12 protein-coding genes and 1 pseudogene are annotated in these 13,660 nt (G+C 46.4%); 7 read left to right on the top strand and 6 right to left on the bottom strand.

Annotation, left to right across the window (positions count from 1 at the left end; all coding sequences use genetic code 11):
- Positions 1-379: 379 nt before the first annotated feature.
- Genes DFP83_RS11795 through DFP83_RS11785 form a run of 3 tightly spaced genes read left to right on the top strand, consistent with a single transcriptional unit; the run spans position 380 to position 2,117 of the window.
- Positions 380-916 carry an RNA polymerase sigma factor gene (locus DFP83_RS11795; RefSeq protein ID WP_110575980.1) on the top strand — a complete coding sequence of 179 codons (537 nt, stop codon included), beginning with the start codon at positions 380-382 and terminating at the stop codon, positions 914-916.
- A gap of 5 nt (positions 917-921) precedes the next feature.
- Positions 922-1,284, top strand: coding sequence for a DUF6768 family protein (locus DFP83_RS11790; RefSeq protein WP_110575978.1), 363 nt, complete (start codon positions 922-924; stop codon positions 1,282-1,284).
- Positions 1,281-2,117: an alpha/beta fold hydrolase gene (locus DFP83_RS11785; RefSeq protein WP_110575976.1), complete on the top strand. Its 837-nt coding sequence runs from the start codon at positions 1,281-1,283 to the stop codon at positions 2,115-2,117. Before DFP83_RS11790 ends, DFP83_RS11785 begins: the two co-directional genes overlap by 4 nt.
- Before the next feature lie 241 nt (positions 2,118-2,358).
- On the opposite strand, the gene DFP83_RS11780 is transcribed toward DFP83_RS11785, so the two are convergent.
- The 5 genes from DFP83_RS11780 to DFP83_RS11760 form a co-directional block, all read right to left on the bottom strand.
- Positions 2,359-5,565 (bottom strand): S41 family peptidase, encoded by a 3,207-nt coding sequence (locus DFP83_RS11780; protein WP_110575974.1) that lies wholly within the window; start codon positions 5,563-5,565, stop codon positions 2,359-2,361.
- Between the two features lie 140 nt (positions 5,566-5,705).
- Positions 5,706-7,298 carry an ABC-F family ATPase gene (locus DFP83_RS11775; protein ID WP_110575972.1) on the bottom strand — a complete coding sequence of 531 codons (1,593 nt, stop codon included), beginning with the start codon at positions 7,296-7,298 and terminating at the stop codon, positions 5,706-5,708.
- A gap of 135 nt (positions 7,299-7,433) precedes the next feature.
- Complete coding sequence (locus DFP83_RS11770; RefSeq protein ID WP_110575970.1) at positions 7,434-7,832, bottom strand: hypothetical protein; 399 nt, start codon at positions 7,830-7,832, stop codon at positions 7,434-7,436.
- Between the two features lie 71 nt (positions 7,833-7,903).
- Entirely contained in the window at positions 7,904-8,443 is a 540-nt protein-coding gene (locus DFP83_RS11765; RefSeq protein ID WP_110575968.1) for a carboxymuconolactone decarboxylase family protein, read from the bottom strand.
- 135 nt (positions 8,444-8,578) lie between these two features.
- The gene (locus DFP83_RS11760; protein ID WP_110575966.1) at positions 8,579-9,499 is read right to left on the bottom strand and encodes an AraC family transcriptional regulator; all 921 of its coding nucleotides are present in this window, start codon (positions 9,497-9,499) and stop codon (positions 8,579-8,581) included.
- 183 nt (positions 9,500-9,682) lie between these two features.
- Here DFP83_RS11760 and DFP83_RS11755 point away from each other — a divergent pair, with 183 nt between their 5' ends.
- On the top strand, positions 9,683-11,614 hold the full coding sequence (locus tag DFP83_RS11755) for an alpha/beta hydrolase family protein (protein WP_110575964.1): 1,932 nt from the start codon (positions 9,683-9,685) through the stop codon (positions 11,612-11,614).
- Positions 11,615-11,636: 22 nt separating this feature from the next.
- On the opposite strand, the pseudogene DFP83_RS11750 reads toward DFP83_RS11755, so the two are convergent.
- Positions 11,637-12,014: pseudogene (locus DFP83_RS11750) on the bottom strand (cupin domain-containing protein); the annotation flags it as partial.
- Positions 12,015-12,235: 221 nt separating this feature from the next.
- On the opposite strand from DFP83_RS11750, the gene DFP83_RS11745 reads away from it, so the two are divergent.
- From DFP83_RS11745 to DFP83_RS11735, 3 genes are all read left to right on the top strand, one after another.
- Positions 12,236-12,655, top strand: a complete 420-nt coding sequence (locus DFP83_RS11745; RefSeq protein WP_110575962.1) for a hypothetical protein — start codon at positions 12,236-12,238, stop codon at positions 12,653-12,655.
- Between the two features lies 1 nt (position 12,656).
- Positions 12,657-12,869 carry a helix-turn-helix transcriptional regulator gene (locus tag DFP83_RS11740; protein WP_071462883.1) on the top strand — a complete coding sequence of 71 codons (213 nt, stop codon included), beginning with the start codon at positions 12,657-12,659 and terminating at the stop codon, positions 12,867-12,869.
- A 78-nt stretch (positions 12,870-12,947) separates the two neighbouring features.
- On the top strand, positions 12,948-13,652 hold the full coding sequence (locus DFP83_RS11735) for a ZIP family metal transporter (protein WP_110575960.1): 705 nt from the start codon (positions 12,948-12,950) through the stop codon (positions 13,650-13,652).
- The last annotated feature ends 8 nt before the right edge of the window (positions 13,653-13,660 follow it).

The raw sequence follows: 13,660 nt of genomic DNA, 5'->3' as shown, positions 1-13,660 counted from the left end.
TGACACTGTCTCAGCTAACCATCCACTTTGAAGGTCGACTGGATGGCCACATAGATTTATGAAAACTTGGCTGACACAGAATATTGAACACTCTCTTAAAGGAAGAAAATTCCATTCCCGAGAACCCAACCCGTACTTCGCTCGTCTTTTCTACATAATTCCTAACTTGTGCTTCATCATGACGACTTTACGAGCGACTTCCTGTCTTTGCGCTACCCTTGTAGTGAGCGCTGTCATTGCCGTAGGGATTTTAACGCTGGAAACAATGCATATTCTCAATGATGTTTATTATCTCTTATTGGAAGAAGTTTGCCTCAGGCTCATGGTTGGGGGAGCGATTACAGCATTAATCAGTAGGCTATTAAGGGCAGTCAGTTGAATGGCAGAACAAGAGGGCGTGCGCATGAAACCGGAGCTGGTTGAGCTATTAGTCTTGGCAGCCCAAGAGGGGCGGACATCTGCGCTCTCTGAGTTGTATCAGGAGTTTCATCGCCCGATGAAGCGATTCGCCTTATTGCGTGTGGGTGATGTGATGATAGCCGAGGATCTTGTTCAGAATGTCTGGATAAAAGTGGATCGACGATTGGCTCATTTAAAAGATGTCAGCCTTTTTCGAAGCTGGCTTTATCGTGCATTGCGGTGGGAGATAACTGACTGGCTGAGAGCACAGCAGAAGTTGTCCTATCAAGCGCCACCGGAGCCTGAAGTGCAACCGGCGGATATTGGATTAAGCGATTTACCCAAACTAATAAAGCAGTTGAGTGAAGACGAGCGCGATGTCGTCGAGCTGTTTTACTTGAATGACCTAACGCTGAGCGAGACAGCCCTGGCACTGACGTTACCGGAAGGCACAGTAAAGTCTCGCCTATCAAGGGCAAGATCGAAGCTAAAGCAACTATTTGAACAATCGGAGTAACGACCATGACAAATGATGAACGAATCAAAAAAGAACTGCATACTGCCTCTCGCGAACTTGATGAACTGATGAGTGAAAACGAAGGAATTACAGGGTATTTAAAGCTTGGGTTTCAATCCTCTACCGGCAAATTGGTGAAACTAGGTTATGGCTTAGCGATTGTCCTGACGTTGTTGATGTTTTTTACGGGCTACAAATTCTTCACCGCCATGCCCGATGGCCAAGTCTTTTGGGGCGTTTGCCTGATATTGAGTTTCAATGCACAAGTTGCCACCAAACTGTGGATTTTCTCACAAAGTAATCGCAACTTTATCGCCAAAGAAATTCGTTTGATGGAGCTACGACTGAAAGACAGGGATCAATCATGACACTTAAAAAACCTGTATTGCTTGCATGTTTGTTGGCTTCTCTTGTTGTGCTTGAGGGTAAAGCTAATGAGAGCAACATCGAAGCCGGAAAATTTAAGGTCAATGACTACGCGCTGTCATATACCTGTGCTGGAGAGGGCGAGCCCAATGTCTTTTTGGAGGCTCCCTCCGGTATCAGCGCTGAAGATGCGTTTGCAAGTGTGTTTTTGGCGGTAGCCAAGCGGACCCGCGTCTGTCGCTATGAACGACTTGGTTTTGGTGGTAGCGACAATGTCCCTGATGGTCTCAATCAGACCGTGGCAGACTACTCAGGTGAGCTAAAACGATTTATAGAGCTACAGGCAAGCTCTGGCAAAGTCGTGTTGGTTGGCTATTCGTTCGGAGGGTTTATCGCAAGACACTTCACGGCGAATAACCCAGAAAAAGTCAGTGGTATTTTATTAATTGACGCTGCACACGAGAGCTGGTTACAGGATATGAAGGAAACCATGAGCGATGATGACTGGGCTAAGATGCAGGGGATTTTAGACTGGTTTCACGATAACCTGGGGCATAACTATTGGGACAGCCAATTTGAAGTTGCTGAAACGATGCTCCCAGACCAACTTGAAGTCAGGATTATCTCCAGAGGTCTACCCCATGAAACGATACGACAAGCTGGAGTATCTGAGGCAGGCATTAAAATTTATAACGACCTGCATGATAAATACCAAACTGCGCAATTGACGTTAACCGATAAAACCAGCCAAGTCATTGCACGAAATAGTGGGCACTTAATCGTTGACTCTGAACCAGAAATTGTCTTGACGGAACTTTTTGAGTTAATTGATTAAGATGTCGAAAATCTTCAGACCCTAATCAGTCCGCTCCTGGCATCGAGCGGACATCGATCTACCGAAACAGAACATCACTTATTTTTACGCGTTGTTAGCCTGTAATCCCCCGACCGATGTTCATGAGCCGATTATGATTGAGTGTCCGGAGGCGGTACAGTTTTGTAAAAAACTGTGAAACCCACAAAAATAGCGAGCCCTTACCAGAACTCGCCTTTTATTAAACCACCCTTAAAACGGCTTAAAGCGTCTTCAACAACTCTTCAACGGCACGTTCTAATTGCGGATCCACGTTCTTAGCTTTATATGCCGGTGGATTAAAGACCTCAATATCAGGTTGTGCTGGGGTAAAGTCCATGTTGGCGTCAGATTCTTTCACCCACCAGCCTCTAAATGGCATTCTGATAATTGAGCCATCGACTAAGCGTTCAGCACCCGTACTGATAACCGCGCCAAAGGTCGGGCGGCCAACCAGTTTGCCAATGCCGAGAGACTTGTATGCGTGTGAGAAGATCTCAGCGTTGGAGTAGCTGTTTTCATTACTCATAGCAATGGATGGCTTAGTCCACGCTGACAATGGCAAACGTTCAGAGTAGGGGTATTCATCTCGGAACTTTTTCTGGTCCTTGTCTAGATCGTCGGTGGCTCCGCGCGGGATCGTGTAAGCATGTTGCTCGACGTTTAATACCGCCATGAGGTAGTCGGTTGTCCAACCACCGCCGTTGTAGCGCACGTCAATGACGATACCGTCTTTGCCATAACCGGCTGCCATAAGTTCACGTTCAAAGCGCTCAAAGCTAGTCCAGTTCATACCACGGATATGTAAGTAACCTAAACGACCATTGGAGTACTCTTCGGTTAGCTTGCGACGTGTTTCGACCCAGTTGTCGTATTTCTCGTCACTTAAACTCGTTGTTGGCCAAAGCACCACTTCGGTCGGTTGATCGGCACGTTTAATATCGAGCAATACACGTTGGTTCGCGTAACCGTTCAGCAACTGATAAAAGTTTTCACTTTTAACTGACTGTTGGTTGACCTGTGTGATGATATCGCCGACTTGCAGGCGGCTCTCATCACGAGCGGCAGGGCTCTTATCCAAAACAGACGTCACTTCTAGACCCTCTGCAGTGGGTACCACCTCAACGCCGAGCAAACCAGTTCGGGTTTCTTGGGTATCTTTTTGGTTTTCACCACGATACAGACCCATATGGCTTGCGTTGACCTGACCTAACATCAGATTAAAGATGTATTGGAAGTCTTCTTTAGTTGATGCTTTTAACGCGAGCGGACGATATTTTTCTTTCAGCGTTTGCCAGTCGTTACCGTGAAATTCAGGATCATAGAATCCGGCATTCAGTGCTTGCCATGCTTCATCGAAAATCTGAGCACGTTCAGCCATGTGCTCAATATTTTGTTGAGACACCGTCGATAAGGTTTCAGGCTCATCTTTCTTGGTATCGACCTTCACTAACGTGCCGCGCTCGACGAGTGCAAAGAGGCTTTTACCATCATCACTTAGCGATAAGCTACGAGGGTTTTTATCGCCTTTGACAACATGCTTTTTGTCCTCACCGTTCCACTTAATTTTGAACAGGTCTTGGTCCATTTTAAAGTTCTGACGGCCCGCACCACCGATGGTGTAGTAAACATGCTCGCCTTCTTTATCGAACGCCAAGCCCGATTCGTTGCCGGCAAAACGCGTTACTTGAACAAGTCGTTTGTAGATACCATCCAAATCAATCTGCATGGGTTCAACGGCTTCTTCTGCGGCTTCCGATTCGTCTTCAGCTTCCTTCGCATCTGCAGTTTCTTCTACAAACTCGTCGCGTTTCCATTCTTCTTGCGAACGCTGCCAATCGCTCTCTTTCAACCATGCAAACCAAATGTCGTAGTCACCATTGTTCCGCATGGAACTAAAGCCTAACTTACTGCCGTCTGGAGACCAGACTGGGCTGTAATCGCCTTTGGGGTGCATGCTCACGTTGACGGGGGCTTGCGAGTTATCCGCGGCATGGATAAAGATTTCACTATTAAATGATAAATCAGGTTTAGCGTAGGCGAGCCAATGGCTGTCAGGTGACCAACTCACACCGCTCGGTGTTGCCCAGCCGTCTAATAGCACCACGGGGTTGGTCAACGTTTTGTCATCCGCGACATCAGCGACCACCAACTTGCCACGACCTTCGCGGTAAGCAACTTTCTTACCATCGGGAGAAACTAAAGGCGCGCGTTCTTGTGCCTCAGTACGTGTGATGGCTGTAACCGAATGCTTTAGTGACTTAAACAGGTTAGGCTCGTCAGAATCTGCTGATGTCACAGCAAAAATATCGTTCTGACCATCGCGATCTGACACAAACAGCACGGTGTTGTCGTCTAACCAAGCAACATCTCGATCGCGCGCGGCGCCGGTAGTCAGCCTAACTGAGCGCTTATCTTCTTTATCGTTGCGCTTTACAAATACGTCGCCACGTACCACATACACAACCAATTTGCCGTTGGGTGAGACGCTGTATTCATCTAATGAGTCGGTGGTTGATTTATTGGTGACAGGGTCAAAGCGAAAGTCAGTCGGTATTGAGAGATCGAGCGATTGACTGTCGCCACCCGCTATCAATTTTACTTGATCTGCGGCTTGGTAAACGATGTGGTTGGCTTGTTTATCAATACTGAAGTGCTCAACACCAAATTCGCGTTCGTCGGTAATTTGCTCGGCGCGTTTTGAGCCGAGTTTTTGTTTAAATACGTTATATTTACCCGCGCGCGATGAAATAAAATACAGCTCGTTATTGCTTGACCACTGTGGCATAAAGTCGTTGCCATCAAAATCGGTCAATTGCTCGTATTCACCGGTCTCAGTATCGTAAATCCAGATGTTACGGTTAGCCGGTCCGCGGTAATCCTCCCGTGAAATACGGCATGTGCCTCTTACAAAGGCAATTTTTTTACCATCAGGTGAGACTACGGCATCAAACCCTAAGGCATCCATGAAACGTGATTCTGTAGCGTCGCCGCTTTGCGGTACGCCATAGACTTCCCACTCGCGTTCAACCTCAGCGTATAGACGACGTGTATTAAATAATACTTGGTTGTCGTGACTAAACCCAAGGATACGGTCGGGTGCACTGTGGTAGGTGAGGCGGTCTGGGCGACCCCCTTGACTTGGCATTACAAATACATCGTCATTACCAAACCGATCACTACTAAATGCGATGGTCTTACCGTCTTTCGACCACTTAGGAGAGCTCTCATAGCCCTCGTGAATGGTTAAACGGTTGGGGTTTGTTCCCGACGTGGACATGGTCCAAATATCACCTTGGTAACTAAAGGCGATTTGAGTGCCATCGGGACTTATCTCGGGCTGCATGATTAAAGGCCGTTCTGAGGCTCCGTTGGACGCTGATGCGCCGAATGCCGCAGAAACAAGCAGGCTAGTAACCAGTCGTTTCATAGTTTAACTACCTATTTTAGTTAGAGTTATTAGGGTTATAACCGATGGTAGCAAATATATTGTGTGGGGGCGCTGGTGAAGAATGTATTACTCGGTAGGTCGCGCATTTTGCGCGACGTACCATTTTTTATGCAATTTTGTTAAGCACTTTGTAACTGATTCAGGTAGTCATCGTAACTTCCCGAGAAGTCACGCATGCCTTTGTCAGTTAATTCAATGATGCGAGATGCCAGTGACGAAACAAACTCACGGTCGTGGCTGACAAACAGCACGGTCCCATCATAGTCTTCGAGTGCCAAGTTGAGCGCTTCGATTGATTCCATATCTAAGTGGTTGGTAGGTTCGTCCATGACCAAGATGTTTGGACGTTGCATGATGAGCTTGCCAAAGATCATGCGACCTTTTTCTCCACCTGACAAAATGGAAACAGGTTTTTTAATGTCGTCTTGTGAGAAAAGCATACGTCCTAACACGCCGCGTATTGCCTGCTCGTCATGGTGCGCTTGTTTCCACTGACTCATCCAGTCAAATACTGTCATGTCGTCTTTAAACCAGTCAGCATGGTCTTGTGCGTAGTAACCAATATTAACGTTCTCAGACCACTTAATAATACCGCTATCAGCCGGATACTGTCCGACCAAACATTTCAGCAGAGTGGTTTTACCAATACCGTTGGCGCCGAGTATCGCTACCTTTTCGCCAACTTCAACCATGGCGTTTAAGTCTTTTAAGACCTGAAGCTCGCCAAAGGATTTGTCGAGTCCCTCGATCTCAAGTGCTAATCGGTATAACTTTTTCTCTTGTTCAAAGCGGATATAAGGGCTTACTCGACTCGATGCTTTGACTTCGGCCAACTGGATTTTCTCGATCTGCTTAGCCCGTGAGGTGGCTTGTTTTGCCTTTGATGCGTTGGCAGAGAATCGGCTAACAAACTGCTGTAGCTCGGCGATCTTGTCCTTTTTACGGGCATTCTCGTTAAGAAGTTGCTCGCGCGCTTGCGTTGCGGCAAACATGTACTGATCGTAGTTGCCTGGATACACGCGCAACTCACCGTAATCGATATCGGCCATGTGGGTGCAAACACTGTTTAGAAAGTGGCGATCGTGCGAAATAATGATCATCGTCGCTTGGCGTTCGTTAAGTACCGTTTCTAGCCAACGAATCGTGTTGATATCCAAGTTGTTGGTTGGTTCATCCAGCAGCATAATATCGGGCTCAGAAAACAACACCTGTGCGAGTAATACCCGCAACTTAAGGCCAGGAGCGAGCTCACTCATTAAGCCAAAGTGTGCTTCAAGTGGAATACCTACACCAAGTAATAGTTCGCCTGCGCGTGACTCCGCTGTGTAACCATCCATTTCAGCAAATGCGACTTCAAGGTCAGCAACACGCATACCGTCTTCTTCGCTCATTTCAGGTAAGCTATAAATACGATCGCGTTCCGCTTTTACTTGCCAAAGCTCCTCGTGCCCCATGATAACGGTATCGACGACACTGAACTGCTCATAAGCGAACTGATCCTGACGCAGTTTACCCACTCGCATGTTAGGGTCAGTTGATACATTACCGGCGGACGGCTCTTGGTCGCCACTCAGGATACGCATAAACGTTGATTTACCGCAGCCATTGGCGCCTATCAGACCGTAGCGATTACCTTCGCCAAATTTTACAGAAATGTTCTCGAATAGAGGTTTTGCACCAAATTGCATGGTGATGTTTGAAGCAGAGATCACGTTTACACACCTGAATAAAAAATAGGCGCGTAATCTACGCGTTTTAGCGGCAAATGACAAAGGAAGTTTGCATTACAAGGCGTACAAATAACACAGAATAAAAAGGTCGCGCGTTTTGTGCGACCTTTAATAGTATCAAAACGACAGTTTTGTATCGTATTCGCGCAACATAAATAGCGCGATACACGCCGCTAACATTGGCCATGCGGCAAAGAACAACAAGTTATTAAAGGCGTCGAGGTATTGTGCAAACGAAGAAAATGTCGACATGCCATGCATTACCAGAATCACGCCATATGTGAGTGTTTTCCAAAGTCCTGCCAAAAACGCCAGTGCTAACACAATTTGTAAGACACCCATGACGTTGGCAAGGGTTGTTGATAATCCGCTAATGCCGTAAAAGCCTTCGAACACGGCGACCGCGTGACTTGGGTTTACCAGCTTATCAACGGCCCAAATAAACATCACGATAAAAATACCGACACGCAGGGTGAGTAGTGCCCATGGTAGTTTTTGCTCGAGTGATTGCGTCATTTTTGCTTCTCCAAAACTCGTGCCCAACGGGCGCGAGAGGGTGGTGTTCGATAAGCAACTCTAGGTGCGAGTTACTCAAACTTTTTAAAAGGCTCGTCGATAGGCGTGCCAGCAATGGCATTGGTGTAGTTACTCATGGTTTTCTGAGCGAGGCCAAGTACCACATCGAGTGCATGACGTTGGCTGTAACCTGCGTTAAAGAACGTGGCAAGGTCATCTTCTGTCGCTTGTCCACGTTTCTCGAGCATCACAAGTGTGAAGTCGCGCAGAGCTTGTAATTTGCTATCGTCGAGCGCTTTACCTGCACGAATATTGTCGGTGATTGCGTCGTCAGCACCCATTTGTTTAGCGATAGCGGTATGTGCGGGTACGCAATAGTGGCACTCATGGTAAACATTAATTGTTTGCCAAACGACCGTGAGCTCATTCTTGTCAAAGCTACTGTTCATGAACAATTCATGGCTGTCTTGGTAGGCTTTTAGTAATCCAGGCGCTTCTGCCATGACCGCATGTAAGTTAGGTAGCATGCCAAATGCTTTCTCTGAATTTTTAATGAGTGGTTTACTCTCTTCAGGAGCTGACGATGCATCGTGTAATTTAAACTCTGCCATATTCTCTCTCCAACTGTGTTGTGATTAAGCGTGTCTATGCATCTTAGGCGCTAAACCCGAGCTTAGGAAAGGACGTTCAGGTGGGTCAGTCGTTTTGGTTGTGAAAACAGGTGTTTTGAACAACAACAGGTCGCATCATCGGCTGGTTTCCCTGTAATCACTTGCAGCGATACCTGCGTAGCGTTTAAAAAATCGGCTGAATGCAGCGACCGATTGATAGCCGACTTGTTGTGCTATGGCAGTTAATGGCAACGCGGTATTGTTGAGCAACATACGAGCCCGTTGCATACGAAGCTGATCAACGAGCTTCTTTGGCGACAATCCCGTTTGTTTATGACAACGCTCCGCAAACGCACTCGGCGACAAAAACACCTGCTTTGCCATAGATTCTACGGACCAGTTCGCTGCGGGGTGTTCGATAATGGTGAACACTAAATCGCGCAGATATTTATCCTGAAGGGCCGCTAATGGACCTGTAAGCTCTTGGTGTCCGTCAATCACGGCTCGCAATAAGTGAATAGCCAGCACATCACTCAAGCGCTGTACAATCGCCGAACCGCCGGGTTCATTGCGCTTGGCCTCGGCGCGAATCATGTCGATGATCGCCTTCATTTCATTTGCCTGACGTTCGTGGCTTAGCACCAGCCATGGTGGTAGCAAACGAAACACGGTATCGGTTATCTGAGAGGGGCTGTCAATGTCATAGCACACGACACCTTCTTGCTGGTGTTCGGGTTCACAAAAAGAAGCGAGCTCGTGTTCAGCGATATCATTCGGAACTGGGCTATGGCTAAGAAAGTGAGACACTCCTTGATTCACAAAAATAATGTCACCGGCGTTAAGCTCTAATACGCTGGGCTGCTGGGGCGACAAGCCAAACCAGCAATGGCCCTCAGTGACTAGGTGCAATGCCGCTTTAGTGGGTTTATTGGCCATTAATGTCCAATCACCACAAAGTCCTGATTGAAAATGAAACTCCGTGCCTTGAGCGACTTGATTAAGCAGTAAGTCGACGCGCGCATGAATGTTTGCGAGCGGAGATGCGAGTTTGGACATGATTAAATAACGGATGCGATGAAAATGACAGGCTCTAGTAAATCACTCAACGCGCGCTGGGTAAAGCGCTGTTGTTCGAGTAATCACGACTAGTATATAGCTCGTATAAAAAAGTTACAGAACGATTGTAAAAATAACATTTATTTTATATTGTTGCCTAAACAATAAAAAAATCGATGCATTATGAAAATATTATTACCTTTAGTTCTTATAGGCACTGTGTTGGGTTTAGTACCGAGCACCGCAATCGCCGAAACCCCTCCCGTTGAACATTACGCTCATTTACCGATGGTCGCGCAACCTTCTATTTCACCTGATGGTAAACATGTTGCTGTGCTGGTCGCTAATGGCGACGGCTATAATGTAGCCGTAAGCCAATTTGGTAAAAGTGACTTGGTTACCGTCGTTGAGCTTAAAGAGGGAGAGGCTCGAATTGACTGGATAGAGTGGGCAAATAATGAAAGGTTGTTGGTATCTGCGAGTTATGTTGAGTTGATTGCGGGTAGACGCTTCAAAATAGGTCGCTTATACGCTGTAAACTACGATGGCAGTGATCTGGTTGAGATTAAGCAACGCGCCTCTAAAGATGACTCTTTATCTCGGTTTAGAGATAACGCGAATGTGCTTAGCTACTTAGAAGAAGACCCCAAACACATTATTTTGCAGGGTTATAACGATCGCGAAAACTACCCAGTAGCGTACAAGGTTAATATTTACGAGAATGCCTTCGAAAAGCTATTTATTAATAGATACCAGGTATCTTCGTGGTACACCGACTCTGAGGGAAAAGTTAAACTCGGTCTCGCGTATGACGAAAATAATCCACTATTGCGTACCTTTTGGTACCGCCCCGATGAGGACCAAGAGTGGAAACAACTGAAATCATTTGAGGTTACTAAAGACGCTGTGTTTAATCCGGTAGGGTTTGATGCAGAAAACCAGCTCGCCTACGTGCTGTCTGACTATAAAACGGGCAGACTGTCGCTGTACTCATTCGATATCGAGACCAATGAATATAAAGAGTTATTGTATACCCACCCAGAGTACGATGTGGCGTCTGTAATTGAGCGAGACGACAAAATTATTGGCGTGACTTATTTTGATGACTTCCTGCAGAAGCACTACTTTGACGGGCAAGACGATAAACAAAGTGAGCTTATTAGTAATACCTTTAGCCAACTTGAAACTTACATTGTTTCTCGAAGCGATGATAAAACCAAGCTACTGGTATACGGCGTAACGGATGATAAGCCAGGACGTTACTATTTAATTGATTTAGCCCAAGGTAAAGCGACGCCGTGGTATAGCGAGTATCCATACCTTGTCGAAAAGCAAAACGCGAAAGTCGAAAATTTCTCACTTAAGACCGATGACGGGCTGACTATTCACGGCTATTTAACGAAGCCAATTGATTCGTCTACGGAAGCGCCATTGATCGTGTTCCCTCATGGTGGTCCGGATGCACGTGATTACAAATATTTTAACTATGCGGTTCAATTCTTTACTAGTCGAGGATATGCCGTTCTGCAACCAAACTTCAGAGGCTCATCGGGCTATGGAAGCCGCTTTGAGGTTGCAGGTTACGAGCAGTGGGGCTTAAAGATGCAGGACGACGTCATGACTGCGGTTGATTGGGCAGTTAACCAGCCTGGCATTGATGGCGATAACATGTGTGTTGTGGGTATGAGTTATGGTGGATATGTCGCATTGACGGCAGCGCACAAGACCCCAGAGCGATTTAATTGTTTTGTCAGTATCGCTGGGATCAGCGACTTAAATCGAATGGTCGAATATGATGGTGCATTTGAGTTTCTAAGTGCCGTGCGCTCGGAAACTATTGGCGATTACAAAGACGAAGCGGATGCGACGCGCATGCGTGAAAACTCTATCATTAACCATGTTGAGAAAGTAAAACGACCTATTTTGCTGATTCATGGAGCGCTTGATACACGCGTTCGGATTGCCCAATCTGAGACGCTTTACTCGGCGTTAGACAATGCCGGTAAAGAGGTTAAGTATGTTGAGCTCGATTTCGGCTCGCACTTTTTAGACCGCGAACCTAATCGTATTAGAGCGTTCTCAGAAATTGAGACGTTTCTAGACAAGCATTTATAACGAGAAAGGGCATTTAGGGTGACTACCCCAAATGCCCAGTCTTGACCCAAATAACGGTTTCTTGTTCCACAAATGGGTGGTGGGTACTCATGTGTGGGTTACGTAACCATGTTCCTTTTGGGTAGCGACCGTGCTCATCACAAAACTCACCCGATAAAACAAAAATCTCCTCGCCGCCTAAATGGCGGTGGGGTTTAAACACCTCATGCTCTGGCCACTTTACTAAGGCGACATGCTCGGTTCCATGGCTATGCAAAGGCATCACCTGGAGTCCTCCTTGGCCCGCTAACCAATCCGTGCGCTGGGTATTAATCCTGACGGTAGCGGTATCGTCTTGCTGAAACTGATGAAGCTTTACCAACAAGATGCAGCCATCTCGACTGAAGGGGCCATGCCTGCTCTGATGTATGAATGACAACACGTTGCTGAAAATCTAAATTTAACACAATGACTCTGCCGACTGACTAACGGAACTGACCACAATTACGTGAAAAGCATAATATATGGCTCACTTTGATTGCTAATTATAGTCTTTTTACTACGATGTTAAAAATATTTGACATCACAGGGCGATGAATCTAGCCTTCGAGTGTTAATTATTTTTAACATTATGGGTGGGTTATGGCATTTCGTGAAAAATCAGCATGGCTGATGTTAATCATTACTTTAGTGGTCGGAGGAAGTCTTACTTTCGAAGTTGTTCAGGGTTTTAATGCAACGAGTCAGTGGCCGCCTGCAGTTTCGGTATTTACGCGTTTAACAGTGGGTTTCATTGTTTTGAGCATTATCGGACAAATCGCATTGGCACTTTTCGATCGAAAGTCTGCGAATCGTCCGGCAGATGAACGCGAGAAAAGGATTCAACAACGTGCAGATGCATATTCTGGTATCTTATTAGGCGTACTTATTGTGACTAGTTTAATTACATATTTAGCGCATCAACACGGCGATCTCCTGTTTTTGATGGCATTGTTGAGTTTAGTGGTGGCGCAAGCTGCGGAGTACCTTGTAGAAATTATCGGCTATCGACGGGGTTATTAATATGTTGCCCATCGATAACTGTGTGCGTGCTTTGCGCGAACAACACGGTGGAATGACCCAGGCCGAACTTGGCGACAAGGTCAATTTAACGCGTCAGACCATTGCGGCAATTGAACAACGACGTTATTCACCCTCACTCGAAACAGCATTTCTGATAGCGCGCGTTTTTGGGCAGCGCCTTGAAGATGTGTTTTGGTTTGATGACAGTCGGTAACTGAGTTCTCTAGGTGCCAGATTTAACGCGTGATAGATCACTAACTGTTACTTAAGTACGATAAGCACGGAGCGCTATATGATTATAAAGATGCTTGTTTTAACATGGGTTGCTGGCTTTACAGCTTTTTTAGGGGCTTTGTTAGCCAAGTGGGAAGGCTCGGCTGAGTCTGCTAATAAGCAAAAGTTAGTTCACGGCGTTGTCGCCATAGGTGGTGGGATACTTCTTTCCGCCGTTATGTTTGCGCTGCTGCCTGAAGCCAACAAGAACTTGCCCGTCTGGGTAGTTGCGACTGCCTTCATGGCAGGCGGGATACTGTTTTGCTGGGTCGACCAGTGGCTAGCGAAGCAGGCAAGCCAAGCGTCTCAACTACTGGCAATGTTACTCGACTTTATCCCAGAGGCACTGAGTTTGGGGGCGATGTTTGCAATCAAACCCGAGTTTGGCATTTTACTGGCGCTATTTATCGGCTTACAGAATCTTCCTGAAGGTTTTAATGCCTTTAGGGAACTCCAAGGTTCTAAGTTGTCAGAGAAAAAGCGTTTAACGGGCTTTTTCCTTGTAGCGTTTATCGGTCCTATCGCAGCACTTACTGGGCATTGGGTTCTTTCTGACTATACCGAGGCGACAGCCGTTATCATGGCAACGGCTTCAGGTGGTATTTTGTATCTGATCTTTCAAGATATTGCGCCGCAATCGACCATGCCACGTTATTGGACGCCCCCGTTAGGTGCCGTATTTGGATTTATTATTGGTTTAGTAGGTAATCAGTTACTAGGGTAAAACAAGGA

Origin of the sequence: Idiomarina fontislapidosi, assembly GCF_003226255.1 — a bacterium.
Classification (GTDB): domain Bacteria; phylum Pseudomonadota; class Gammaproteobacteria; order Enterobacterales; family Alteromonadaceae; genus Idiomarina; species Idiomarina fontislapidosi.
Note: the sequence above shows the minus strand (reverse complement) of the source record. Positions and strands in the feature narration are given on the sequence as shown.